Genomic DNA, 25,174 nt, shown 5'->3' with positions numbered 1-25,174 from the left:
TAACCATCGTGCGCCCATGGTCGCAAGTGGTTGAATGAAGCCCGTGACGGCCGCATGGCCGAGGGCCGCAGAAACCGAGGCTCCGACCTGCCGGTTTGCCGCGCCCTGGGCCTGCGACCGCGTGGTCGCAGCCGTGGGGCTGAAGATCGCAATGACGTAGCAAGGCAAGGTGCTGGAGGTTCCGTGGACCTGTCCCTGTCGACCCGTACTGTCGGCGATCGCACGGTCGTCGAGGTTGGCGGCGAGATCGATGTGTACACCGCCCCCAAGCTGCGCGAGCAGCTTGTCGAGCTCGTCAACGACGGCAACTACCACTTGGTCGTGGACATGGAGGGCGTGGACTTCCTCGACTCCACCGGCCTCGGTGTGCTGGTCGGTGGCCTGAAGCGGGTGCGCGCGCACGAGGGTTCGCTGCGCCTGGTGTGCAACCAGGAGCGCATCCTGAAGATCTTCCGGATCACCGGTCTGACCAAGGTGTTCCCGATCCACAACTCGGTGGACGACGCCGTCGCGGCGACCGACTGACCTTCCGTTCGGTCCGCCGTTCCAACCGAATCTTCTCGATCGACCGCCGCCGGTCGGCCGGGCACTGCGCCCTGCCCGGCCGGCGCGGTCGGTGTTCCCGCCTCCGCCGTGCGGGCCGGTGTGCCCGGCGGTGGGGAGCAACCCCGGAGGGGAGACATGGCAACCGTCGAACTTCGATTCAGCGCACTGCCCGAGCACGTGCGGACCGCCCGTTTGGTGGCCGCCGCGGTGGCCAGACGTGCGGGGGTGGACGAGTCGGTGCTCGACGAGTTGCGGCTCGCGGTGGGCGAGGCCTGCTCCCGCGCGGTGGCGCTGCACCAGCGCAACGGCGTCGACGGGGCGGTCCGGGTCGCGTTGATCGAGCAGGAGAAGCGTTTTCTCATCGAGGTCGCCGACGAGGCCGGCCCGGCGCACGCCGCCGGTGCCGCGGGCGGCGGCTCCGAGGACGAGGACGCGCTCGGCCTGGCGGTCATCACCGGCCTGGTCGAGGACGTCGAGGTCGGCACCGGCGACGACGGCGGTGTGATCCGGATGAGCTGGTCGGTCGCCCCGGCCGACGCCGACGCTTGAGGCCCGCCCGGCGCCTGAGATCCGCCCGACGCCTGAGACCCGTCCGTGCGCTCCCGCCTGGAGTCCCTGCGCCGGGCCGGGCCCGCTGAGCTGCCCGGATGTCGCTGGCCGCGGCCTTCCGCGCAGCCAGGGGCGGGCGGCCGTGTAGGTTCGCTGGTCGATGCCCGGGACCGGGTGTCAGCGACCGAAAGGGCCCCGGTGAAGAAGCGACTGGTCACCGTCTCCACGCTCGGCGCGCTGCTCGCGCTCGCCGCCGTCGGCTGTTCCGCCGACGATTCGGCGAAGAAGCTCGACGGCTGGGCGAAGAACGTCTGCGATGCCGCGCGGGACCCGATCTCGCAGTCCCGGGCGGCGCTCGCCGACACCGGGAACGTCAAGGACGGCGAGTCCCCCGTCGACCTGCAGAAGCGGCTGTCCACCGACCTGGCCGCGCTGGCCACCACCAACCAACAGTTGGCGGACGCGGTGGACAAGGCCGGCGTGCCGAAGATCGACAACGGGGCGAAGGTCCAGCAGGACGCCGTCAACGAGCTGAAGCAGGTCGCCCAGGGCTACCTGGACGCGCAGAAGAAGCTGGACGGGCTGACCAACGCCGATCAGGCCAAGTTCGCGGACGGCCTGCGCAGCGTCGGCGACCAGGTGCAGCGCCTGTCCCAGGTCTCCACCGGCGCGCTCGCCACCCTGCAGAGCGGCGACCTCGGCGAAGCGATCAAGAAGCAGCCCGGCTGCAAGGCGGCCGGCGCCGGCGCACCCGCCGCCGACCCGTCCGGCAGCGCCAACCCGTCGTCCGGCGCCAACCCGTCCGGCAGCGCCAGCCCGTCCGGGTCCGCGTCGCCCGGCGGCAACGGTGCCCCGTCATCCGGTGCGCCGTCCTCGGGGGCGCCCGACCAGGGCGCCGGATCGGCTTCGCCGAGCAAGAGCTGACGACCGGTCGGCCCGTCGCCGGGTGCGGTGGACGGGCCGCGCCGGTGGACGGGGGAGAATGGCGGGGTGACGAACAGCCCCGTTCTTGATACCGCCCGGACGGCGGAACTGCGGGAGGCGCTGCTGAAGGCCTCCTTCACCGCCGATGGATTGCTCGACCTGCTCGGCCCGGCCGCGTACGCGGCGCTGGCCCGCAGCGAGGCCGTCCCGGCGCTGCGGGCGACCCGCGGCGGCTCGCCGCTGGAGACCCTGGTGCGGCTGTTCCTGCTGCAACAGCCGGTGCCGGAGGCCGCAGCCGCAGCCGCCCTGCCCGTCGAGGGCCTGCTGACCGACGGCTGGCTGGTGCGCGACGGCGCCGAGCTGCGCGCCACCGTGGACGTGCGGCCGTACGCCGACGAGGTGGCCGGCCTGCCCAGCGCGGACGCCTGGGTGGTCTCCGACCTCGGCTGCGCCGTGGGCGGCGCGGGCGGCATCGGCTCCGGGCGGACGGACGCCGGCGTCGAGCGCCGCGACCTGGTGCTCGGGGTGGGCGGCGCGTCCACCACGCTGGCCAACCTGACGGTGCGCCGCCCGGTCCGCGAGGTGCTGGACCTGGGCTCCGGCTCCGGCGTGCAGGCGCTGCACGCGGCCCGGCACGCCCAGCGGGTCACCGCCACCGACCTCAACCCGCGCGCCCTGCACTTCACCCGGCTGACCGCCGCGCTGTCCGGCTTCGACAACGTCACCACCGCCGAGGGCAGCCTGTACGAGCCGATCGGTGAGCGGCGCTTCGACTTGATCGTCTCCAACCCGCCGTTCGTGATCTCCCCGGCCGGCCGGTTCACCTACCGGGACGGCGGGATGGCCGGCGACGAGCTGTGCCGCAGCGTGGTGCGCGGCGCCGCCGACCACCTGGAGCCCGGCGGCTACTGCCAGCTGCTGGCGAACTGGCAGCACGTCAAGGGCGAGGACTGGCGCGACCGGCTGGCCGGCTGGGTGGCCGGCACCGGCTTGGACGCCTGGGTGGTGCAGCGCGAGGTGCAGGACGTCGCCCAGTACGCCGAACTGTGGCTGCGCGACGGCGGCGACCACCGCGGCGACGAGTACCGCACCCGGTACGAGGAGTGGCTGGACAGCTTCGAGGCGGCCGGCGTGGAGGGCATCGGCTTCGGCTGGATCACCCTGCGGGCGTCCGGCGCGGCCGACCCGGTGGTGCGGATCGAGGAGTGGCCGCACCCGGTGGAGCAGCCGCTCGGCCCGCACATCGAGGAGTGGTTCGCCCGCCAGGACTTCCTGCGCGGCCACGACGACGCCGGGCTGCTGGCCGCCCGCTACCTGCTCGCCGACGAGGTGGTGCAGGAGCAGATCGGCGCACCCGGCTCCGAGGACCCCGAGCACGTGGTGCTCCGTCACAACCGGGGCATGCGGCGCGCCACCAAGGTGGACACCGTCGGCGCGGGCTTCGTCGGCGTCTGCGACGGCACGCTGGCCGCCGGGGAGATCGTCGACGCGATCGCCCAGCTGCTCGGCGAGGACGCGGCGCAGCTGCGGGCCCGGGTGCCCGAGTCGCTGCGGCTGCTCACCGAGCAGGGGTTCATCGAGCCGGTCCGCTGAACCGGCCGAGGCTGAACCGGCCCTGAGCGGAGCCGGTTGAGGCTGAACCGGCCCTGAGCGGAACCGGCCGAGGCTGAACCGGCCCTGAGCGGAGCCGACCGAGGCTGAACCGGTCGTTGTCCGGGCGGTGACATTGGTCACCTGAAGTATCGGCATGACACGTCCGCGTGGTCGGTGCTTCGGGTGACCTGTGCGGTCCGGCCGCGTTGGACACCGAAGGCCCCGGTCGGCGGCCGTGTTCACCCGGGCGTTCCCCGGGGGTGGCCCCTCGGACGCCGGGAGTCCGCCGCAGGTTGTCCACCGGGTGCCAGGGTGCTGTCCACAGGCTGTGGGCAGTGCGGGGGAGGACCTGGTGGAGACGCCGACGACGCTGGTGGGCGGGGTGGTCCTGGTGGTCTTCGGGAGCGCGCTGCTGCTGTGGTGCGCCGTGGAACTGCGCCTTCGCCACCGTCTGCGCCGGTACGGCGCGCCCGCCACCGCCCAGGTGGTCGCCGACCGGGACCGGACCGACGCGATGGACAGCAGCCCGCTGCTCTCCTACTCCGTGGACACCGCCGGCGGGTTCGTCGAGGCCGGGCTCGGCACCGTTCACGAACTGCACCCCGATCCGCTGGGACACCTGGTGCTGGCCCGTCCGCGCGGGCACACGCCGCTGCGTCGCCCGCCGCAGCTGGCCGTTGGTGCGGCCGTTCAGGTCGCGTACGACCCGAGCCGGCCGGAGCGGGTGGTGCTGGCCGCGCACCAGGAACTGCCCTCGCTGCCCGCCGACCTGTTCTGGGCGCTGCTCGGCACCTCGGCGCTGGCGGGTGGCCTGTCCCTGCTCGCGCTCGCCCTGCGCTGACCCCGCCCTGCGCCGACGAACCGGCGAGGGCCCCGCCCGATTACGGAGCGCACTGTTCCGCTCCTCTTTTCTCCGCCGCCGTCCGGTCCGCTTTCCGCGGTGCCCGGAGTGCGCGGAAACCCGCCCGGACCGCCCGTGGACGCGCCGGTCCGGGCCCGGTGGAAGGCCTGTTTGCCCCGGAAAGACATGCCCGAAGAGCGGCCATCGGGTTACCGTTCGAGTGGCGTCGGTCGGCCTTGCCGGTGAAAAAGCGGCATCCGTCCGTTTGACAAGGGTGGCCAGGGTACGGTCACACTCCGCTGGTGGGACCGTCGCGGTGCGACAGCCCAGGAGCTTTGGTTTACGACCGGGAGAGAAGAGCGAAGGTGTCCCCGAGCAGCGAGACCGCGCACGGCAAGCGACTCGTCATCGTCGAGTCGCCGGCCAAGGCCAAGACGATCAAGGGCTACCTCGGCCCCGGCTACATCGTCGAGGCCAGTGTCGGTCACATCCGCGACCTGCCCGGCACGGCCGCCGAGGTTCCGGACGAGTACACCGGCGAGGTGCGCCGCCTCGGGGTCGACGTGGACCACGACTTCGCGCCGATCTACGTGGTCAACCCGGACAAGAAGTCCCAGGTCACCAAGCTGAAGTCGCTGCTCAAGGAGTCCGACGAGCTCTTCCTGGCCACCGATGAGGACCGCGAGGGCGAGGCGATCGCCTGGCACCTGCAGGAGGTGCTGAAGCCGAAGGTGCCGGTGCACCGGATGGTCTTCCACGAGATCACCAAGGACGCCATCCAGGAGGCCGTGCGCAACCCGCGCCACCTGAACAAGCGCCTGGTGGACGCGCAGGAGACCCGCCGCATCCTGGACCGCCTCTACGGCTACGAGGTCTCCCCGGTGCTGTGGAAGAAGGTCATGCCGAAGCTGTCGGCGGGCCGCGTCCAGTCGGTCGCCACCCGCCTGGTGGTCGAGCGCGAGCGCGAGCGGATCGCCTTCACCTCCGCCTCCTACTGGGACCTGGTCGGCACCTTCGCCACCGGCCGCACCGCCGCCGACGCCGCCAACCCCGAGAACTTCGGCGCCCGGCTGGTCTCCGTCGACGGCAAGCGGGTCGCCACCGGCCGCGACTTCGGCACCGACGGCCGACTGAAGAACGCCGCGAACACCCTGCACCTGGACGAGCAGGCGGCCCGCACGCTGGCTGCCGCGCTGGAGCAGACCGCGTTCAGCGTCCGCAGCGTCGAGTCCAAGCCGTACCGCCGCTCCCCGTACGCGCCGTTCCGCACCACCACGCTGCAGCAGGAGGCCAGCCGCAAGCTGGGCTTCGGCGCCAAGCGGACCATGCAGGTCGCGCAGAAGCTGTACGAGAACGGCTTCATCACCTATATGCGTACCGACTCGACCACGCTGTCGGAGACCGCGATCGTCGCGGCCCGCGCGCAGGTCACCCAGCTGTACGGGGCCGACTACCTGCCGTCCGCGCCGCGCACCTACGCCTCCAAGGTGAAGAACGCGCAGGAGGCGCACGAGGCGATCCGCCCGTCCGGCGACCGGTTCCGCACGCCCGCCGAGACCGGGCTGTCCGGCGACGACTTCCGGCTGTACGAGCTGATCTGGATGCGCACCGTCGCCTCCCAGATGAAGGACGCGGTCGGCCAGTCCGTCACCGTCAAGGTCGGCGGCCGTTCCGCCGACGGCCGGGACGCCGAGTTCTCCGCCTCCGGCAAGATCATCACCTTCCACGGCTTCCTGAAGGCCTACGTCGAGGGCGCCGACGACCCGAACGCCGAGCTGGACGACCGCGAGCGCCGGCTGCCGCAGGTCGCCGAGGGCGACCCGCTGGCCGCCGAGCGGCTCACCCCCGAGGGCCACGCCACCAAGCCGCCGGCCCGCTACACCGAGGCCTCGCTGGTCAAGGAGCTGGAAGATCGCGAGATCGGCCGCCCGTCCACCTACGCGTCGATCATCGACACGATCATCAACCGGAAGTACGTCTTCAAGAAGGGCACCGCCCTGGTGCCCTCCTTCCTCTCCTTCGCCGTGGTCAACCTGCTGGAGAAGCACTTCGGCCGGCTGGTCGACTACGACTTCACCGCGAAGATGGAGGACGACCTCGACCGGATCGCGGCCGGCCAGGCCGAGTCCGTGCCGTGGCTCAAGCGCTTCTACTTCGGTGAGGGCGAGGCCAACGGATCCGCCGCGGCCGGCGCCGCCGACGCGGGCAACGGCGACGGCGACCACCTCGGCGGGCTGAAGGAACTGGTCACCGACCTCGGCGCGATCGACGCCCGGGAGATCAGCTCCTTCCCGATCGGCGACGGCATCGTGCTCCGGGTCGGCCGGTTCGGCCCGTACGTGACCCGTCCGGCCGCCGTCGAGGGCGAGCCCGAGCAGCGCGCCGACGTCCCCGACGAGCTGCCGCCGGACGAGCTGACCGTCGAGCTCGCCGAGGAGCTGTTCGCCAAGCCCAGCGGCGAGCGCGAGCTCGGCACCGACCCGATCAGCGGCAACCCGCTGGTCGCCAAGGCCGGCCGCTACGGCCCGTACGTCACCGAGGTGCTCCCCGAGGGCACCCCGAAGACCGGCAAGAACGCCGTCAAGCCGCGCACCGCGTCGCTGTTCAAGACCATGGACCTGGACACCGTCACGCTCGAGGACGCGCTGCGCCTGCTCTCGCTGCCCCGGGTGGTCGGCACCGACCCCGAGGGCAACGAGATCACCGCGCAGAACGGCCGCTACGGCCCGTATCTCAAGCGCGGCACCGACTCGCGGTCGCTGACCAGCGAGGACCAGCTGCTCAGCATCACCCTGGACGAGGCGCTGGCCATCTACGCCCAGCCCAAGCAGCGCGGCCGGGCCGCCGCGGCCGCCCCGCTGAAGGAGCTCGGCAACGACCCGGTCAGCGAGAAGCCGGTGGTGGTCAAGGACGGCCGGTTCGGCCCGTACGTCACCGACGGGGAGACCAACGCGACGCTCCGCAAGGACGACGAGGTCGAGACCATCACCCCGGAGCGGGCGTTCGAGCTGCTCGCCGAGAAGCGCGCCCGCGGACCGGTGAAGAAGGCCGCCAAGAAGGCCCCGGCGAAGAAGACCGCCACGGCCGCGAAGAAGACCACGGCGGCCAAGAAGACCGCGGCGAAGAAGACCACCGCGGTGAAGAAGACCGCGGCCGCGAAGAAGACCGCCACGGCGAAGAAGACGGCGGCGAAGGAGTCCGCCACCGCGGAGAACACATCCGAGGAGAGCTGACGGACGCTGCGTAACGGGCCTGTTCGAATCCGGGCGGGCCCGTTAAGGTCGGGGCCGCGTACTCGCTACGCTGACGGTATGACGAGCGAGGAGCTGCCCCCCACCGCACGCGCCGCCCAGGTCGCCCCCGCGGGGACACCCGGTGAACGGGCCCGCGCGCTGCTCCGGCTGCGGCCCTACCGGAAGCTGTGGACCACCCAGCTGCTCGGCGGTGCCGCCGACCGGCTGTCCGTTCTGGTGCTCGTTCCGCTCACCGTGGTCGCCGCCGTGCTCGGCGGGCAGTTCGGGCACGGCTACCGCTCGCTCGCGCTGGCCGTCGCCGCCCTGTTCGCGGCCCGGCTGCTCGCCTCCGGCCTGTTCGGGGCGGCCCTGCTCGGCCCGGTGCACGCCCTGGTCGGCGGTCGGATCGACCGGCGCTGGAGCCTGCTCGGCGCGGACCTGGTCCGCGCCCTGCTGATCGGCCTCGCCCCCTGGTGGGTGGTCTGGTCGCCCAGCTCCGCCACGTGGGCGCTGCTCGGCTCGGTGTTCGTGGCCGGCGCCGCCGAACGGGTCTGGACCATCGGCAAGGAATCCGCCGTCCCCGCGCTGCTGGCCGTCCCCGAACAGGCGGGCCCGCCCGCCGCCGCCTCGCTGGACGCCGTCCGCACCCTCGACCTGCGCACCGGCTGGGCCGCCCTGCCGCTGGCCGCCACCGGCCTGATCGGCTTCACGCTGCTGAACAACGTGCTCGCCGCGGTCGGCCTGCACTGGCTGCGCGGCCACCAGCTCACCGTCGCCGCGCTCGGCGCCGCCGTGCTGTTCGCCGTCAACGCCGGGCTGCTGTACTTCCAGGAGCTGCCCGCCGGCGCCAACACCGCGCCGCGCTCCCCGTTGCAGGGCCTGCGCGCGCCCACCGATGCCACGCCCGGCCCGTCCCTGAAGAAGGGCCGTACCGGCTCCGCCCCGTACTTCACCTTCTCGATCGCCGCCGCCTACGCCTCGATGGCCGGCGTTGCCGCGCTCGGACTGCTCACCGCCACCGAGCACCTGGCCGGCCCGATCGGCTACGGCCTGGTGGTGCTCGCCGCCGCCGGCGCGCCCGCCGTCGGCATCCGGCTCAGCCGCGCCACCCTGCCGGGCCTGTCCCGCCGTCGGCTGCTCGCCCTCGGCCTGGTCACCGCCGGTGTGGCGCTGATCCTCGCCGGGCTGGTCCTCGACTTCGTCCTGGTGCTGCTGTTCACCGTGCTGGCCGGCCTCGCCGCCGGCGTGGTCATCGCCACCGGACGCGGGCTGCTCGCCCAGGAGATCGAGGAGATCCGCCTCGGCAAGGTCACCGAGCACCTGTACGCCGTGCTGCGGGTGGTCGTCGCCGTCGCCCTGATCGGCATGCCGCTGCTGGCCGCCGCCTACGGCGAGGTCTCGCTCGGCCACGTCGGCACCGGCAGCTTCACCTTCATCCACGGCGGCGCCGCGCTCGCCGTCTCCACCGCCGGACTGCTCACCCTGGTGCTCGCCGCCGTCGTCCTGCTGAAGACCGACGACCAGCGCGGCGTGGTCCCGTTCGGCCGCGAACTCGTCCAGGCCGTCCGCGGCGGCGCCGGGGCCGCACCGCACCGGGTGGCCGGCAAGGGCTACTTCATCGCCCTGGAGGGCGGCGACGGCGCCGGCAAGTCCACCCAGTCGCAGGCGCTCGCCGAATGGATCCGCGCCAAGGGCCACGAGGTCGTCGTCACCCGCGAGCCCGGCGGCTCCCCGATCGGGCAGCGGCTGCGCGCCCTCGTCCTGGACGTCGGCAACACCGGCCTGTCGCACCGCGCCGAGGCGCTGATCTACGCCGCCGACCGGGCCGAGCACGTCGAGAACGTGATCCGGCCGGCCCTGGAGCGCGGCGCCGTCGTCATCACCGACCGCTACATGGACTCCTCCATCGCCTACCAGGGCGCCGGCCGCGACCTGGCGGCCACCGAGGTCGCCCGGATCTCCCGCTGGGCCACCGGCGGGCTGGTGCCCGACCTGACCGTCGTCCTCGACGTCGACCCCACCGCCGCGCGGGATCGTTTCACCGAGGCGCTCGACCGGCTGGAGTCCGAGCCCACCGAGTTCCACCAGCGGGTCCGCTCCGGGTTCCTGGCGCTGGCCGCCGCCGACCCCGCCCGCTACCTGGTCGTCGACGGCAGCCAGACGCCCGCCACCGTCACCACCGCCATCCGGCACCGGCTCGACCGCGAGCTGCCGCTCTCCGACCAGGAGAAGGTCGCCAAGGCCGAGCAGGAGCGCAAGGCCCGCGAGGAGGCCGCCCGCAAGGCCGCCGAGGCCGAAGCAGCCCGCAAGGCCGCCGAGGAGGCCGAGCGCAAGCGCCTCGCGCTGCTCGAGGAACTGCGCGCCGAGCAGGCCGAGAAGGACCGCCTGGCCGCCGAGGAAGCCGCCCGCGCCGAGGCCGAGGCCGCGCGCAAGGCCGCCGAGGAAGCCCGCCTCGCCGCCGAGAAGGAAGCCGCCCGCAAGGCCGAGGAGGAGGCCGAACGGCAGGCCGCCGAACAGGCCCGCCTCGCCGCCGAGGCCGCCGCCGCCCGCCGGGCCGCCGCCGAGGAGGCCGCCCGCGCCGAACTCCAGCGCCAGCGCGACCTGCAGCGCGAGGAGCAGCGGCGGCGCGCCGAAGAGGCGCTGCAGCGTGCGGAGGAGGCCCGGAAGGCCGCCGAGGCCGAGGCGGACCGGACCGCGGTGCTCCCCAAGGCCGAGGAGCCGGCCGCCGAGTCCGACAGCGAGACCACCCGGGAGCTGCCGAAGCCGGTGATCGACGAGACCGCCGTGCTGCCGAAGGTGGACGAGACCGCGGTGCTGCCGAAGGTCGAGGACGCCGAGACCGCGGTGCTGCCAAAGGCCGAGCCGGCGCCCAAGCCCACGGCCGAGCCGGCGCCCAAGCCCAAGTCGGACCCGGGGCCCAAGCCCGAGGCCAAGCAGGTGCCGCCCGGGCTGTTCCGCGACGAGGACGACTCCTCCCGCACCCGCGAGCTGCGGCCCCGGCCGGACTGGGCGGAGGAGACCCCGCTCGACGACCTGCCCAGCCTGACCGACAGCCTGCTCGGCTCCCGCGAGGAGTGGGCCCGCTGGGAGGCCGAGGCCCCCGGGACGGCGCAGGACGAGCAGCCGAAGCGGGGCTGGCGCCGCCGTAAGGACTGACCACCGGCGGCAGGATTCGGTAGGGACGCGGGGAGCCGCGCGGCGCAGGACCGGCCGCGCAGCTCCCCGCGCCGCGTCCGGGGGGCGCCGTCGGTGTCTCCGCGTCGCCGTCGGTGTCTCCGCGCGGTCCGCGTCGCCGTCGGTGTCTCCGCGCGGCGTTAGGCTCGTCGGGTCGGTGTGGGCGAGGAGGAGCGCGGCGTGAGTGTGTGGGACGACCTGGTCGGACAGGACCGGGTGGTCGAACAGTTGCAGGCGGCCGCGCGGGCGGCCCGGGCCTCCGTGCTGGCGGGCCGCGGGGAGGCCCCCGAGGGCAACGCCTCGCTGATGACGCACGCCTGGCTGTTCACCGGACCGCCCGGCGCGGGGCAGGTGACGGCCGCCCGGGCCTTCGCGGCGGCCCTCCAGTGCACCAGCCCGGACCTGGACCTGGGCGGGACGCCCGGCTGCGGGTTCTGCGACGGCTGCCACACCGTGCTCTCCGGCAGCCACGCCGACGTCAAGCAGGTGCGGACCGACGGCCTGTCGATCGGCGTCGGCGACATGCGCGACCTGGTACTGCGGGCATCGAGCTACCCGACCGGCGGCCGCTGGTCGGTGATCCTGGTGGACGCCGCGCACCGGCTCACCGAAGCGGCCGCGAACGCGCTGCTGAAGGGCGTCGAGGAGCCGTCGCCGCGGACGGTGTGGCTGCTGTGCGCGCCGTCCGTGCAGGACGTGCTGCCGACCATCCGCTCGCGCTGCCGGCTGCTGGTGCTGCGCACGCCCCCCGCGGAGGCCGTCGCCGACATGCTGGTCCAGCGAGACGGGGTCGAGCCCGAGGCGGCCCGGCTGGCCGCGCTGGCCGGGCAGGGCGACATCGACCGGTCCCGGCGGCTCGCGGTGGACGAGCAGGCCCGGGCCCGCCGTGCCGAGGTGCTGCGGATCCCGCTGGAGGTCGCGGACCTGGGCGGCTGCCTGGCCGCCGCGCAGCGGCTGGTCGACACCGCGAAGGCGGACGCCGAGGCGCTGGCCGAGACCCAGGACGCCAAGGAGACCGACGACCTGCGGGCCGCGTACGGCGCGGCCGAGGGCAGCCGGGCGCCGCGCGGCATGGCGGGCGCGGTGAAGGATCTGGAGAAGCGGCAGAAGAGCCGGGCCACCCGGACCCGCCGGGAGACGCTGGGTGTGGCGCTCGGCGACCTGCTGGGCTTCTACCGGGACGTGCTGGCGATCCAACTGGGCTCGGGCGGAGCGCTGGCCAACGAGGACCAGCGGACGGCCGTGCAGCGGGTGGCCGGCGAGGGCGCGGCGGAGAACACGCTGCGCCGGATGGAGGCGGTGCTGGCCTGCCGGCGGGCGCTGGACCGGAACGTGGACCCGCTGCTGGCGGTCGAAGCGATGACGGTGGCGCTGCGGGCCGGCTGAGCTGCTGTGGTGGCTGTGGGGCCGGTTGTCGTGACCACGGACTCGGTTGCCGTGACCACGGACTCCGTTGCCGTGGCGATGGGCTCGGTTGCCGTGGCGATGGGTTCGGTTGCCGTGCCATGGGCTGAAGGCTTCGGGGGCCGTTGCCGTTAGCTCGTTCGAGTGAAGGTGGGGAGTCGCCCGTACCGCCCGGCGGTCCGCGGGCGCGCGGTCTTGCACCCTGTGCACTGGCCACGCGCCCGCGTCCGGCCGGTCCTTCCCCGAGGTGGTGCGTCCCCCATGCCCCGATCGCTCCTCTTCCTGTTGTTGCTGGTGGCTGCGGTGGCGGGCGGTTGGCTGGCCCGGTCGGCGATGTCGCGCTGGCGGGACCTGCGGGCCGCGCAGACGTACGAGCTGGCGGCGGAGGCGCGGCCGGTGCTGGTGCGGGCCGGGGCGGCGGTGGTGTGCCTGATGTGCGTGAGCGCGCTCGGGGTGGCGGTGCTGCCGGGGGCGGGCTTCGGCCGGGTGGCGGTACGGCAGGCGGGGGCGGTGGTCGTCGCGGAGCGGTCCGTCCCGGCGGCGCCCCCGGTGTCGGCTCCGGTGTCGGCTCCGGCGGTGCCGGCGTTGTTCAGCAACGTGAGCCGTCCGGCGGGCGGCGAGTTGCTGCAGGGCGAGGTGCCCGGCCCGGACGGGCGGCCGCGGGCGGTGCGGGTGTGGTTGCCCGCCGAGTACAAGGAGGAGCCGGCGGCCCGGTTCCCGGTGATCGTGGTGCACTCCGGGACGGCCGGGCGGACCGCCGACGAGGACGTGCCGGGCGTGTTCGACGGCGTGGCGTCGGCCGTCGAGCTGGGCAGGGCCCGCCCGTTCGTGCTGGTCGCCCCCGAGGCCCCGAGCGGCACCGGCCACCCCTGCGACCTGGTGGCCGCCGCCCCGCAGGCGGTCGCGGACGACGCGGCGCTGCGGGCGGCCGTCGGCGCGGTCTTCCGCACCCGGCCGGCCGGCCCCGACAGCTGGGCCGTGCTGGGCGTGGACGACGGCGCCCCCTGCGCTGTTGCGGCCGGACTGACCAGACCCGACCTGTACGGGGCGGCTGCGGCGGTGTCCGGCCGGTACGACGGGCGGGCGCTGGCGAGCGCCGCGGGCGAGGCGCCGGCCGGGTCGTCGGCGCGGCTGCTGCTGGCCGCGGCCAGGCGGGACTCGGGCGGGCTGGAGTCCGCCCGGGCGGTGCGGGAGGCGCTGCGGGACGCCGGGGTGCGGGCGGAGGTGCGGATCTCCGACATCGTCCAGGACTTCTCGGCGGACGGGGAACGGATGCGGTTGGTGCGGGTCGCGGTGCAGTACCTGGCGGAGCAGCTGCCGAAGCCCTGAGGGGCAGTTGGTCAGTGTGGTGATCGGATTTTGGGCACGGCGGCCGGTCGAGGTGGCGGCCGGGCGGCGTCCCGGGTGCGGTGGTTGCGGCCGCTAGGCTCGGGTGTTCCGGCGACGGCCGGGACGGTCGGCTCCCGGGTCGGCCCGCTTCCAGGGGAGAGGACCCACGTTCATGAGAGTCGCCCGGCCCCGCCGGCTCGTGCCCGCCGCCGCGCTGGCCGCCGCCGCGTCCCTGCTGCTGGCGGGCTGCACCTCGGGCCACCCGGCACCCACGGCGGGCGGCCCGTCCGGCCAGCCCGCCCCGGCTCCCGCGAACGGCGCCACCCCGCTGGAGCCGCTGCCCACCGACCTGCCGGCCGGCCTCGCGCCCTACTACGCGCAGCAGCTGAACTGGAAGCCGTGCACCACGGACTTCGAGTGCACCACCTTCAAGGTGCCGCTGGACTACGCCCACCCCGGCGACGGCCACGACGTGGAACTGTCCGCGATCCGCAAGCCCGCCACCGACAAGGCGCACCGGCTGGGCTCGCTGATGCTCAACCCCGGCGGCCCCGGCGGCTCGGCGACCGAGTACGTGCAGGCCATCGCGTCGCGCTACGACCCCGGGGTGCGGGCGAGCTACGACCTGGTCGGTTTCGACCCGCGCGGCGTCGGCAAGTCCGCGCCGGTGACCTGCCTCGCCGACGACCGGATGGACGCCTACGCGGCCGCCGACATCACCCCCGACGACCGGTCCGAGATCGACGCCCTGGTGGCCGTCGACAAGGAGTTCGCGGCGGGCTGCTCGGCCCGGGCCGGTGAACTGCTCGCCCACGTCTCCACCGTCGAGGCGGCCCGGGACATGGACATGCTGCGGGCACTGGTCGGCGACCAGAAGCTCCACTACGTCGGCAAGTCGTACGGCACCTTCCTCGGCGCCACGTACGCGGGCCTGTTCCCGAGCAAGGTCGGCAAGGTGGTGCTGGACGGCGCGATGGACCCCTCGCTGGACGCCCGCACCGGCAACCTCACCCAGGCCGGCGGCTTCGAGACCGCGTGGACGGCGTTCGCCAAGGACTGCGTCAAGCGCGACGACTGCCCCGTCGGCCACACCGAGCAGGAGGCCGGCGACCAGCTCACCGCGCTGTTCAAGAAGCTCGACGCGCAGCCGATGCCCACCGACACCAACCGCCCGCTCACCGAGGCCCAGGCGCTCACCGGCGTCGCCGAGGCGATGTACACCGAGGCCCTGTGGCCGCACCTGCGCACGGCCCTGGCCACCGCGCAGGGCGGCAACGGCAGCGGGCTGCTGCGGCTCGCCGACGAGTACTACAGCCGCTCCGAGGACGGCACGTACGAAAACCTGATGTACGCCAACATGGCCGTCAACTGCCTCGACCTGCCGGCCTCGTTCACCGACCCGGCGGCCGTCACCGCCGCACTCCCGGACTTCGAGAAGGCCGCGCCGCACTTCGGCCGCGACATGGCCTGGATGGCGCTCAGCTGCGCGTACTGGCCGGTCAAGCCCACCGGCGCCCCGCACACCGTCCGCGCGGCCGGTGCCGACCCGATCGTCGTGGTCGGCACCACCCGCGACCCCGCCACCCCCTACGCCTGGGCCAAGTCCCTGGCCGGGCAACTGGAGTCCGGGCGGCTGCTCAGCTACGACGGCGACGGGCACACCGCGTACGGGCGGCACAACACCTGCATCGACGACGCGGTGAACCGATACCTGCTCGGCGGGGCGGCGCCCGACAACGGGAAGGTCTGCAAGGACTGACGCCTGGACCGACCTGCCCTGCCGTCCGGATGATGGACGGTCACGTCAGGGGCGTATGTGACTGAAGGGGCTGGAGCTAACATGGCGCAGCCCCTTCGGCGTTCCTGCCTCCCGGACACCTTGGAGACCGCAGTGCTCGGCGTCCACGACCTGACCACCTACGTCCTCGGCGCACTGGTCATCGTCCTGCTGCCCGGACCCAACTCCCTCTACGTGCTCTCCGTCGCCGCCCGCAAGGGTGTCCGCACCGGCTACCGCGCCGCCTGCGGAGTCTTCCTCGGCGACCTCACCCTGATAAGCCTCACCTCGCTCGGCGCGGCCTCCCTGCTGCGCGCCAACCCCGCCGTCTTCGCCGTGGTCAAGTTCGGCGGCGCGGCCTACCTGCTGTGGATCGGCCTCGGCATGCTGCGCGCCGCCCGGCAGATGTGGCGCGAGCGGTCGGCCGTCTCCACCGCCTCCGCCGCCGACCCCACCGACGAGGACACCGAGCGGCCGTTCCGCCGCGCGCTGGTCATAAGCCTGCTCAACCCCAAGGCGATCCTCTTCCTGCTCTCCTTCTTCACCCAGTTCGTGGACGCCGGCTACGGCGCGCCCGCCCTCTCCTTCGCCCTGCTCGGCAGCGTCCTGCAGACCTTCTCCTTCCTCTACCTCTCCCTCCTGATCTTCGCCGGTACCTCCCTTGCCAACGCCTTCCGCCGCCGCAAGCGCCTCTCCGCCGGCCTCACCTCCTCCGTCGCCGTCCTCTTCGCCGGCTTCGCCGCGAAGCTCGCCGTCTCCTCCGCCTGACCCGCCCACCCAGCACCGCGTACGGACCACCCCCGGAAACTGTGTAGACTGACCCGCGTTGCCAATGCGACCCTGGGCCCACCGGCCCGGTTTCTCCCGGCAGCGGTGCCGCCTTAGCTCAGTTGGCCAGAGCAACGCACTCGTAATGCGTAGGTCATGGGTTCGAATCCCATAGGCGGCTCAAGGTGAACCCCAGGTCAGGCCTCTGACCTGGGGTTTTCTCGTTTCGTTGACCATGGGAATCGGGCAAATCGGGCACCTGGATTCGATGCATCGCAATGCGTAGGTCATTGGTTCGTTGATGCCATCGATTCCGCAGGTCATGCCTGTGACCTGTGGTTTTGTCGGCGATGGCGAGGCGGTCCACTCGGTGTCGGAGCGCCTCGGTGGACAGCTGGTGGACAAGCGTGCATTGGTGGTGCAGAAAGTGATCCTCGGCGGCCACAGGACTGCGGCCGGGACTGTCCGTTTCCGACAAGGCAGAGTCCATTAGCGTCAGAGGAAGTTTGGAGTCCATGTTGTGGGTCCCCAGCCATCGATGGACGGGTCGAGCCGCTGCTTGAACGCGGACGTTGAGATGGGGCGGACAGTGGTCTGATCATCGGCGGGTGATCGACGCGATCGTCGTAGGGCTGCGGCCCGGCGTGGAAGGACTGCTCGTAGGGGCTGAGGTCCTCGGAGCGGGCGAGCACGTCCAGGGGCTTGGCTGGCGGGGTGGACGGAGTGGGGCCGTGCGGCTGGCTCATCGACCTCCTCGACGAAGCCGGGGTGTTCGCTTGGGCACGGCGCGCGAGCGGTAGCGGTCTTCCGGCTGGGCTGGGCTGCTCGCCCTCTATTGCTCCTGTCGAAGGCTGGCGCGCGCAGGGTGCTGTTGCGTCAGGTCCAGCCGATACGCGTGGGCTTGCTGGCACCGTGTTGCCATGCGAGCAGCTGCTCCAGCTCCCAGGACGCCATAGTGGCTCTGGGGGCCGGTCCGTATTCCAGCCACAGCCGTACCCGCACGTTGCCGCAGTCGATCTGCTCCTCGATGGGGCGGTCGGCCTTGAACAGGGCGTGCGCGGCTTTGTCAACGGCGTTGGCGGCGAGCGAGCGCGATGGGCGGGTATCCCCGGAGTAGCCGCGTGCCAATTGGATGGTGGCGGAGGCCAGAGCGGCGGACTCGCTGTGGTAGCCGGTGGTGGTCAGGTGCAGCATTATCAGGTCGAGGAGGCCGAACGTGGTTGAGAGCTTGCTCTTTGCGTCCTCCCTCTGGGCGGTCCGTGATGCCGCGTCGGCAGCTGCCTGTGCTGCCTGCTGCGCGAGTTGGTGTCCGTTCGCCGGGCAGCCCTCGCCCACGCATGTGTGCCGTTTGGCCTTTCTGGCGATGCGCCAAGCCTGATGCAGCGACGGCACTGCGACTTCCTCTGCGTGTGTTTGCTTGCGGAACCAGGTCACAAGGTACCTCTGGCTTTCGGGAGTTGGGTCTGGCGCACGGCCATGTCCGATTACGGAGTGGTAGCGGGTACTTATCGGAGGCGCTGCGCCGGGGGCTGAACCAGCGAGCGGAATCCGCGCATGGGCATGCTGAAGCGCTCTCGATTCAAGTGGGACGAGCCTGCGACGACAACCGTGCACTCGGCAGTCGATCGGTCAGCTCCCCTCCAACGCATGGGGTTCAGGTGAAGACGCAGGATCGAGCACGCTCCCGGCCACCCGCGAGACGGGCACCGGATCAGCCGTGGCCACCACCGCAGTGGTGGAGGTGCTGAGCTCCGCCGACAACCGCGTGCCGAGGGCCTTGCTGAGCGGACCCGTGACGGTGAGGCCGAGGTCACGGGCGAGCTCGGCGGCATACCGCCGCACCATGGTCTCCTGGAGTACGGCGTTGGTCGCGGCGGCAGTCCGGAGCCGATGACGTGCGGTCAGGGCAATGCCCACGGCCAGCGGTGCGGCGGGCCACCACCAGACGGCCAGCATTGCGTAGAGGGCGGCCCAGCCGCCGAGCGCGGCGGCCCGGGAGAAGTCGGCACGTGCGGCGGTCAACTCGGCGCTTGCAGAGGCGGGAAGCGAGGGCCACAGCGCCGGCCACACCACCGGAAGGTACACGCCGGTTTCACGCTGCAGCCGGATCGCCGTGGCGTTCAGCCGGTCGCCGGTCCAGAACGGGCGGTCGGGCCGCTCCACCGCGATGTCGGACCAGGCGCGGTAGGCGTCCTCGGAGCCCCGCTCGGATCCCGCGCGGTATCGCGCACACGCCGCGTTCCACCGTCGCAACCGACGGTTCATCAGGTGCCCGGCCAGCGCCCGAGCGGGCCGCCACCAGTCGCGCCAACCCACCGAGAGCGCCACTACCTCCAGCGCCGAGCCCAGCGCCTGGGCCACCAGCCCAGCTGCTGCCGCGCCCAGCAGAAGCGCCACCAGCAGCACCGCCTGGCCGGCCGTACCGCTCGCCAGCGGCGACCGGGCCCAGGCCTCGACCTGGCCGACGAGCCGTCGGCCGTCCAGCGCGTGGGCGTGGCCAAGGGTGCCGGCCACGCCGAAGGCCACCGCCAGGTACAGCGCGCCGGGAACGGCGAGCATGGCGATCCAGCGCTCGGCAAGCTTCTTGCCGAGCTCCCCCAGGAAGTCGGCCACGGCTAGACCTGGACCAACTGGAGACTCAACCCACTGAGTCCGCAGACTGGGTCCTCGGAGCCCCGCTGCCAGGGACGTCCGGAACAACGCAGCTGCGGGCAGCGGTACACGAACTCGACCCGGCCCAGGCGGTGCCCGAGCGGCGCCACCTCCCGGGTGCTGCCGCCTTCCGCGTAGCCGAACAGCCCTTCAGGGTCCCCGGTCGCCTGGACAGCGGCGTGCAATGTATCCAGCGCGTCCGCCAGTTCCGGGCTGCCGGGCGGGAGGCCGATCACCCGCTGGAGCGGTGCGGGGTCATCCGCGAGGTCGTCTCGGATGTGCTCGTGCTGGTGACACACGATGGCCATCATCCGTTCGCTCCGACGGTCCCGATCGTCTGCCATCCAGACTCCTCATGGTCTGTGACGTGCACTCAACTCAGCGCTACTATCCCATAGTTGACGCTCCGCTGAGTGGAATTCGAGTTGGGGGACTCACGGTGAACTACGGCCCAACGGGGAAGGGCTCCGGATGGTTCGCCCGATGGCGGAGCACCTCGGAGGTGGTGTCGCATGCGATGGCGAAGCGGTACGAGGAAGCCGTCCGCCTGATGCGGCAGTGCCACGAGGACGCTTCACCGGAGCCGGCGGCGGCCGCCATCGCCGCCGTCCGTGACGTAGTGGACAGTGGCCTGTTCGATCGGGTGGTGGACGGGGACCACCTGCGGGCCTTGTTCATGTGCGAGCTGTGCTCGCTGCTGCGCAACCGGTTCGAGCACACAGGCAACGCCGACTACCTGACCGAGGCGGTGGAGTGGGGACGTGCCGGGACGGCTGGCGCACGCCCCGGCCGCATGCCCTGGGCAGCCGGCCCCGCAGTCCTGTCCCAGGCGCTCCGGGCACGGGCCGAACTCACTGGAGACCGAGCCGACCTCGCTGCAGCGGTGGACGCCGCCCAACTGGCCGTCGATCGGGCGGACCGCAACAGCGCCGAGCGGATCGACTACCTCGGCATCCTGGGCAACGCCCTGCAGGCCAGCTTTGAGCAGTCCGGCGCCGCCGCCGACCTCGACGGGGCCATCACCGTCCTCCAGGAACAGAACGCCGCGCCCGCCACCGGGATCGAGCGGAGTCGGCGGGCGAACAACCTCGGCAACGCGCTGCGCTGCCGTCACACCCTCACGGGCGACGAGCAGGCACTGGCCGCCGCCGTCGAGGCGTTCGATACGGCCGCCAAGTCCGCCCCGCTGGACCACAGCCAGCGCCCGCTGTTCCTGTCGAACCTCGCCTTGATTCTCTCAGAGCGCTTCGACCGACACGCCCGGACGGTGGACCTGGACCGCTCGATCCGGCTCCAGCAGGAGGCTGTCGATACCACCCCGGCGACCGCGGCGGCCCGGGGCAGGTACCAGTCCAACCTCGCAGGAGCCTACCTGCGCCGGTACGCCCGGCTCGGTACCCCTGCCGACCTGGACCGGGCGATCGACCTCGGCCAATCCACCGCCGCTGCCGCCGGCGAAACGCACCCGGACCACCTCGGTGCGCTGGTGAACCTCGGGGTGGCGCTGCACTGGAGGTTCGAACGCACTGGCAGTCAGGCCGACCTGGACCGCGCCGTGGAGTGTTACCAGGCCGCGGCGGCCGCAACACCCGAAGGACACCTGAAACGCCCGGAGCGCCTGGTCAACCTCGGCTCCGTGCTGCACGAGCGCCACCGGCGGATCGGTTCCACAGCGGACCTCGACGCCGCGATCAAGATCCTCAGGGCCGCGGTCCGGATCATCCCGGATCAGCACACCAACCGCGGCACCGGCCTGAACAACCTCGGCACCGCTCTACAGACCCGGTACTTCCTGGACTTCGACCAGGAAGACCTGGAGGAGGCATTCAACGCCTTCGAGGAGGCAGTCAACGCCGTCTCCGCAGGCCACCCCAGCCTGCCGATGTACCTGTGCAACCTCGGCGGCGCAGCCCACGCCCGGTACGGCCGCACGGGGGACCCGACCGCACTCGACATCGCCGTCAACGCCATCGAGGCGTCCATCAAGGCCACACCGCCCGACGACCACAGCCTCGCGATTCGGTTCTACTCCCTCGGCAGCGTGCTGCACTCCCAGTACGTGGTCGACCAGGAGCCGACCACCCTGGACCGGGCGATCGAAGCCCATCGCGGTGCACTCGCCGCCACCGCGGACGGCGACGGCGCCCACGCCCGACGGGCCGCCGCGCTCGGCCGAGCCTTCCAGGACCGGCACGCCCGGACGGGCCGTACTGAAGACCGCGACCAGGCCATCGCCGCCTTCGAGACGGCCGCCCGCAACGGCGCGGCCGGGGCGATAGTCCGGACCGAAACGGCCCGCCGGGCGGCCGGGCTACTGGCGTCCGACCAGCCGGCCCGGGCCGCCGACCTGGCCGAACTTGCGGTCCGGCTGCTGCCCGAGGTCACGCCCCGCCGACTCGCCCGTGGCGACCAGCAGCGGGCGCTCGGGGAGTTCGACGGGCTGGCCGGGGAGGCGGCGGAGCTCGCCCTGGCCTGCCCCGGCATGCCGGTGGATGCCCGCGCGGCCCGCGCGCTGAGGCTGTTGGAGGGCGGCCGGGCTGTCCTGCTCGGCCAGGCCATCGACGTCCGCACCGACCTGAGCGACTTGACGGACCGCCACCCCGCCCTGGCCGAACGCTTCACCACCCTGCGCGACCTGCTGGACGGGGTCGATACACCGAGGACGAGCGGCCCCACAGAACAGGAGGCGCGGGGCGGGTCAGTCGGCCAGCCCCGGCTGCCCGACGTCGACCCACGGCAGCGGCAGGCCGTCGAACTCGCCGCCGTCCTCGCCGAGATCAGGCAGTGCGACGGCTTCGCTGCCTTCGGCCTGCCGCCCACCGACGAGGAACTCGTCGCTGCAGCCGCGCACGGCCCGATCGTGGTGCTCAACGTCGGCCGGTACCGCAGCCACGCGCTGCTGGTGACACCGTCCGGGATCTCGGCGCTGGAGCTGCCCACGCTCACCCGCTCCGGGGTCCAGGCCCACAGCCGCGACTTCGCCGCCGCATTGGAGGCCTCCACGACGCCCGGACCGGCTGCCAAGGAAGGCCGGAAACGGGCGCAGACCGACATCCACGCGACCCTCGCCTGGCTCTGGGACTCCGTGACTGGCCCCGTACTGGCCACCCTGGGATTCCACTCAACCCCCGCAGCCGGGAGTCCCTGGCCTACCGTCTGGTGGATCCCAGGCGGTCTGTTCGGTGGGCTGCCGCTGCACGGGGCCGGGCACCACGCCGACCCGGCCGACGCCCTGGACCGGCGTGCCGTCCTTGACCGCGTCGTCTCCTCGTACAGTCCAACGATCCGGGCTTTGCGCCACGCCCGCCGTCCGCGCCGCTCCGCCGACCCCAGCGGTGCCGTCCGAGCGCTGGTGGTGGCCATGCCCAAAACCCCGGGCCAGTCCGATCTGAACGGTGTGGAGCAGGAAGCAGACCGGCTGGTGGACCGGCTCCCCGGAGCCGTGCTCCTGGCAGAGCTGCCCCAGGGCACCGGCCACGCACCAACCAGGGCCGCCGTGCTCGCCGCCCTGCCCGACTACCCGATCGTGCACTTTGCCTGCCACGGCTACAGCGACCCGGGTGACCCCTCCAACAGCCAACTGCTGCTCCAGGACCACGCGGACGCGCCGCTGACGGTCGGCAGCCTGGCACCGGTCAATCTTGAGCGCGCCGAACTCGCCTACCTGTCCGCCTGCCACACGGCGACGGTCAACTCCGAGGGCCTGCTCGACGAGGCGATCCACCTCACCTCCACGTTCCAACTCGCCGGCTACCCGCACGTGATCGGGACGCTCTGGGCCGTGAACGACGACCTCAGCGCGGACGTTGCCGACCACTTCTACGCGGCGCTGCTCGACGACACCGGCCCACCGGCACCCGGCCGGGCCGCGTACGCCCTGCACCAGGCCGTGCGCGCCGCACGAGCGGCCCAGCCCGCGCCCTCGCGCTGGGCCGCCTACCTGCACGCTGGCGCCTGACCGCACTGGCTCGTCCAACCTCGAGAGCGAACACCGCATGTCCGAGTCCCCGTTCCGGCCGGACGGACCGCTCGCGCGCGGCTTCGAACTGAGCGCCCGGGCCGAGGAATTCCTCACCGCCGGCCGCCGCAGCCGGGGCCCGCAAGGCCCGCGCCGCGTGGCGGGCGCTCGCTGCTGTTGTACCCTCCGGCCAGCCCAACGTCGCGGGAGCCGCGCTGGGCACGGCCCGGCGCGGTACTGTTCCAACTCGGTCACCTGGCCGAGGCGCACCAGGCATTGGCCACCGCGGCCGCCGAGATGAACCGGGCCCGGGACGCGGCACCGGGCGAGGTAGCGATGCACGCCTCCACTGCTGAGCTCTACGCGCACGCCTATCTGGTCGGCAAGCGCAGCGGACAGCCCGTCCCGGTGCTCATCGACCTGGTGGAGAACGCCGTCGACGCGCTCAAAGCCGCCGAACGCCTCGGTGCGGGCGACCCGGCCGGGCTGGCGCACACGATGTACGACCTGTCCGGGCTGCTGGAGGACGCCGGGCGGGCACCCGCCGCCCGGCACATCCTCGAAGAGGCACTCGACCACGCCCCCGACGACTCCGCCGAGCGCTGCCTGATCCTGGCGGGGCTCGCCCACGTCCACGGCCTCCACGGCGACGAGGCCGCACTCGGCTTCGCCAAGGACGCCGTCGACCTCGCCCCGGGCGTCGGGTGGCATGGTCACCGCCTACGCCGAACTCGGCACCGCGTACGACCGCCAGGGCGACCTCAGCAAAGCGTTGACGTGGCTCGGTATCGCCCTCGCCTCCTACGACGCCGAACCCGAGGCCTGCCCGGGCACCCGACGCGAGGTGCTGGAAGGACGGTTGCAGGCTCACCTGGCCATGACCAGTCCCGTGGACGCGGCGCTCACCATCATGCTCCAGCCAACCTTCGACGCGCGGCAGTGCGTGGACGCCGCGAAACGCAGGCTGCGCTCCGAGGACATGGCCACCGCCTGGGGCCTCGCCAAGCGCGCACCGGCCCGGCTGGACTCGGCCGAGTTTCCGGTGCCCGGTGCCGAGGAAATCCGGAAGGGCGCCCGGCTCCTTACACGATTGCCCGACTAAACCCGCCACCGGGCGGCTGCGGCTATGCCTGGTCGAAGCCCCGGCCGAATGGGGCCAGCGGACAGAACGGGCGGGGCTCGGGCGCATGATGTCCTCTCCTGGGTGACGGGCACGCGCGCCGCAGCCCGCGGAGCGGGCCTATCCTCGCCATAGCGGGGCGCATCACCAGGGAGGTCGGCGGCCTCCACCGGACAGAAGTCTGCTCCGTTTCCAGTCCCGCCGCTTCAAAGCGTGCATGCAGTTCTCGCACACACGGTCTTCCGACATCGTTCACCAGCTGGCATGGACCGTCGCCCCACGTACGTTCCCGGTGAGGCAGCGATCGATCGATCTCGCCGATTCGCTCAGGGCGGCGGAACTGTGTCGGGCGATCTGGTGAGCCTGAATGGGGGCCGCACCGTGCAGACCGTGGTCGGCATTGTATGGCTTTGACAATCCCTGAAACTGGGCTTCCGGTGCGGTCGGTGGCCTTCTCGGTGGACAGTCGGTGGACGGATGCCTTTGGACGGTGCAGCATGGGGCGGCATGGGCCAACCTGTTAAACGTGCTCTGATCAGGCAAAACGTCACGAGACAGCACGGCGCGGCACCACGCAACATGATCGCTCATGGTCTCGTAATGCGTAGGTCGCGGGTTCGAATCCCGCAGGCGGCTCCAAGATGAACCCCAGGTCAGGCCTCTGACCTGGGGTTTTCTCATTTCGTTGACCATGGGAATCGGGCAAATCGGGCACCTGGATTCGATGCATCGCAATGCGTAGGTCATTGGTTCGTTGATGCGATCAATTCCGCAAGTCATGCCTTTGACCTGCGGTTTTGTCAGCGATGGCGAGTTGGTCCACTCGGTGTCGGAGCGCCTCGGTGGACGGCCGATGGACAAGCGTGCATCGGTAGTGCAGATGGTGGCGCCGGGCGACCACGGGACCGCGGCCGAGGCTGTCTATTTCCGACAAGTCAGAGCCCCATCGGCTGCGCCACAGGCGGCTCAGGCTCGCGGCTGGTGGAAGTACAACGACCGTGCCGACAGGGTGGGGCGGCCAGTTCACTACGCACTCTTGGTTTTGCTGGCCACCCCCGAGGTCACGACGGACCTGTACACGGCGACCGCCGTGATGCTCGATGTGCCCGTCCCGACGGACATCGGCGTGCAGACGCAGGCGGTGACAACGCAGTTGTCGCTGGACTGGTAACCGCCGTATCTCGTTGTCTTCATGCAGGTCACCGGCTGTCCCTGGATTCGGGGAGAGCCGGTGAGGACTTGCGTCTTGTGAGACGACCACGCAGGCGCGAACCGTTGAGGCATGTCAAGGGCTTGCTGATCGACT

At 72.4% G+C, this 25,174-nt stretch carries 17 protein-coding genes and 1 tRNA gene; 15 read left to right on the top strand and 3 right to left on the bottom strand.

All coding sequences use genetic code 11. The features are described from left to right. The first annotated feature begins 183 nt into the window (after positions 1–183). From bldG to ACIHEI_RS21205, 12 genes are all read left to right on the top strand, one after another. Positions 184–525, top strand: coding sequence for an anti-sigma factor antagonist BldG (bldG, locus tag ACIHEI_RS21260; RefSeq protein ID WP_073807489.1), 342 nt, complete (start codon positions 184–186; stop codon positions 523–525). Between the two features lie 156 nt (positions 526–681). Then, positions 682–1,095, top strand: a complete 414-nt coding sequence (locus ACIHEI_RS21255; RefSeq protein ID WP_396607696.1) for an ATP-binding protein — start codon at positions 682–684, stop codon at positions 1,093–1,095. 198 nt (positions 1,096–1,293) lie between these two features. Then, positions 1,294–2,019 (top strand): small secreted protein, encoded by a 726-nt coding sequence (locus tag ACIHEI_RS21250; protein ID WP_396607695.1) that lies wholly within the window; start codon positions 1,294–1,296, stop codon positions 2,017–2,019. Between the two features lie 66 nt (positions 2,020–2,085). After that, positions 2,086–3,612, top strand: a complete 1,527-nt coding sequence (locus tag ACIHEI_RS21245; protein ID WP_387860810.1) for a methyltransferase — start codon at positions 2,086–2,088, stop codon at positions 3,610–3,612. A 352-nt stretch (positions 3,613–3,964) separates the two neighbouring features. After that, positions 3,965–4,453 carry a DUF3592 domain-containing protein gene (locus ACIHEI_RS21240; RefSeq protein ID WP_396607694.1) on the top strand — a complete coding sequence of 163 codons (489 nt, stop codon included), beginning with the start codon at positions 3,965–3,967 and terminating at the stop codon, positions 4,451–4,453. A gap of 365 nt (positions 4,454–4,818) precedes the next feature. Then, positions 4,819–7,686, top strand: a complete 2,868-nt coding sequence (gene topA / locus ACIHEI_RS21235) for a type I DNA topoisomerase (RefSeq protein WP_396607693.1) — start codon at positions 4,819–4,821, stop codon at positions 7,684–7,686. 78 nt (positions 7,687–7,764) lie between these two features. Next, positions 7,765–10,842 carry a dTMP kinase gene (tmk, locus tag ACIHEI_RS21230; protein WP_396607692.1) on the top strand — a complete coding sequence of 1,026 codons (3,078 nt, stop codon included), beginning with the start codon at positions 7,765–7,767 and terminating at the stop codon, positions 10,840–10,842. 198 nt (positions 10,843–11,040) lie between these two features. After that, positions 11,041–12,246 carry a DNA polymerase III subunit delta' gene (locus tag ACIHEI_RS21225; protein WP_387860814.1) on the top strand — a complete coding sequence of 402 codons (1,206 nt, stop codon included), beginning with the start codon at positions 11,041–11,043 and terminating at the stop codon, positions 12,244–12,246. A 279-nt stretch (positions 12,247–12,525) separates the two neighbouring features. Continuing rightward, positions 12,526–13,593 (top strand): hypothetical protein, encoded by a 1,068-nt coding sequence (locus tag ACIHEI_RS21220; protein ID WP_396607691.1) that lies wholly within the window; start codon positions 12,526–12,528, stop codon positions 13,591–13,593. 172 nt (positions 13,594–13,765) lie between these two features. Further along, entirely contained in the window at positions 13,766–15,352 is a 1,587-nt protein-coding gene (locus tag ACIHEI_RS21215; RefSeq protein WP_396607690.1) for an alpha/beta hydrolase, read from the top strand. A 132-nt stretch (positions 15,353–15,484) separates the two neighbouring features. After that, positions 15,485–16,138, top strand: a complete 654-nt coding sequence (gene leuE / locus ACIHEI_RS21210) for a leucine efflux protein LeuE (protein WP_387640677.1) — start codon at positions 15,485–15,487, stop codon at positions 16,136–16,138. Between the two features lie 107 nt (positions 16,139–16,245). After that, positions 16,246–16,319, top strand: a tRNA-Thr gene (locus ACIHEI_RS21205). Between the two features lie 695 nt (positions 16,320–17,014). On the opposite strand, the gene ACIHEI_RS21200 is transcribed toward ACIHEI_RS21205, so the two are convergent. The 3 genes from ACIHEI_RS21200 to ACIHEI_RS21190 form a co-directional block, all read right to left on the bottom strand. After that, positions 17,015–17,530, bottom strand: coding sequence for a hypothetical protein (locus ACIHEI_RS21200; protein ID WP_396607689.1), 516 nt, complete (start codon positions 17,528–17,530; stop codon positions 17,015–17,017). A 237-nt stretch (positions 17,531–17,767) separates the two neighbouring features. Then, positions 17,768–18,751 carry a hypothetical protein gene (locus tag ACIHEI_RS21195; protein ID WP_396607688.1) on the bottom strand — a complete coding sequence of 328 codons (984 nt, stop codon included), beginning with the start codon at positions 18,749–18,751 and terminating at the stop codon, positions 17,768–17,770. Positions 18,752–18,753: 2 nt separating this feature from the next. Next, positions 18,754–19,134, bottom strand: a complete 381-nt coding sequence (locus ACIHEI_RS21190; RefSeq protein ID WP_396607687.1) for a hypothetical protein — start codon at positions 19,132–19,134, stop codon at positions 18,754–18,756. Between the two features lie 173 nt (positions 19,135–19,307). On the opposite strand from ACIHEI_RS21190, the gene ACIHEI_RS21185 reads away from it, so the two are divergent. From ACIHEI_RS21185 to ACIHEI_RS21175, 3 genes are all read left to right on the top strand, one after another. Next, positions 19,308–22,748: a CHAT domain-containing protein gene (locus tag ACIHEI_RS21185; protein WP_396607686.1), complete on the top strand. Its 3,441-nt coding sequence runs from the start codon at positions 19,308–19,310 to the stop codon at positions 22,746–22,748. 709 nt (positions 22,749–23,457) lie between these two features. Continuing rightward, positions 23,458–23,850, top strand: coding sequence for a hypothetical protein (locus ACIHEI_RS21180; protein WP_396607685.1), 393 nt, complete (start codon positions 23,458–23,460; stop codon positions 23,848–23,850). Between the two features lie 871 nt (positions 23,851–24,721). Next, the gene (locus tag ACIHEI_RS21175) at positions 24,722–25,039 is read left to right on the top strand and encodes a hypothetical protein (RefSeq protein WP_396607684.1); all 318 of its coding nucleotides are present in this window, start codon (positions 24,722–24,724) and stop codon (positions 25,037–25,039) included. Positions 25,040–25,174: the final 135 nt, after the last annotated feature.

This window comes from Kitasatospora sp. NPDC051984 (assembly GCF_044593455.1).
Classification (GTDB): Bacteria; Actinomycetota; Actinomycetes; order Streptomycetales; family Streptomycetaceae; genus Kitasatospora.
This window is presented reverse-complemented; position numbering and strand designations above follow the sequence as displayed.

What these genes read in the sequence shown, in the direction of transcription:
- ACIHEI_RS21255 (WP_396607696.1), top strand. Translation starts at nt 682, where the DNA reads ATGGCAACCGTCGAACTTCGATTCAGCGCACTGCCCGAGCACGTGCGG.
- tmk (WP_396607692.1), top strand. Translation starts at nt 7,765, where the DNA reads ATGACGAGCGAGGAGCTGCCCCCCACCGCACGCGCCGCCCAGGTCGCC.
- ACIHEI_RS21220 (WP_396607691.1), top strand. Translation starts at nt 12,526, where the DNA reads ATGCCCCGATCGCTCCTCTTCCTGTTGTTGCTGGTGGCTGCGGTGGCG.
- ACIHEI_RS21215 (WP_396607690.1), top strand. Translation starts at nt 13,766, where the DNA reads ATGAGAGTCGCCCGGCCCCGCCGGCTCGTGCCCGCCGCCGCGCTGGCC.
- ACIHEI_RS21190 (WP_396607687.1), bottom strand. Translation starts at nt 19,134, where the DNA reads ATGGCAGACGATCGGGACCGTCGGAGCGAACGGATGATGGCCATCGTG.
- ACIHEI_RS21185 (WP_396607686.1), top strand. Translation starts at nt 19,308, where the DNA reads ATGGCGAAGCGGTACGAGGAAGCCGTCCGCCTGATGCGGCAGTGCCAC.
- ACIHEI_RS21180 (WP_396607685.1), top strand. Translation starts at nt 23,458, where the DNA reads ATGGTCACCGCCTACGCCGAACTCGGCACCGCGTACGACCGCCAGGGC.
- ACIHEI_RS21175 (WP_396607684.1), top strand. Translation starts at nt 24,722, where the DNA reads ATGGACAAGCGTGCATCGGTAGTGCAGATGGTGGCGCCGGGCGACCAC.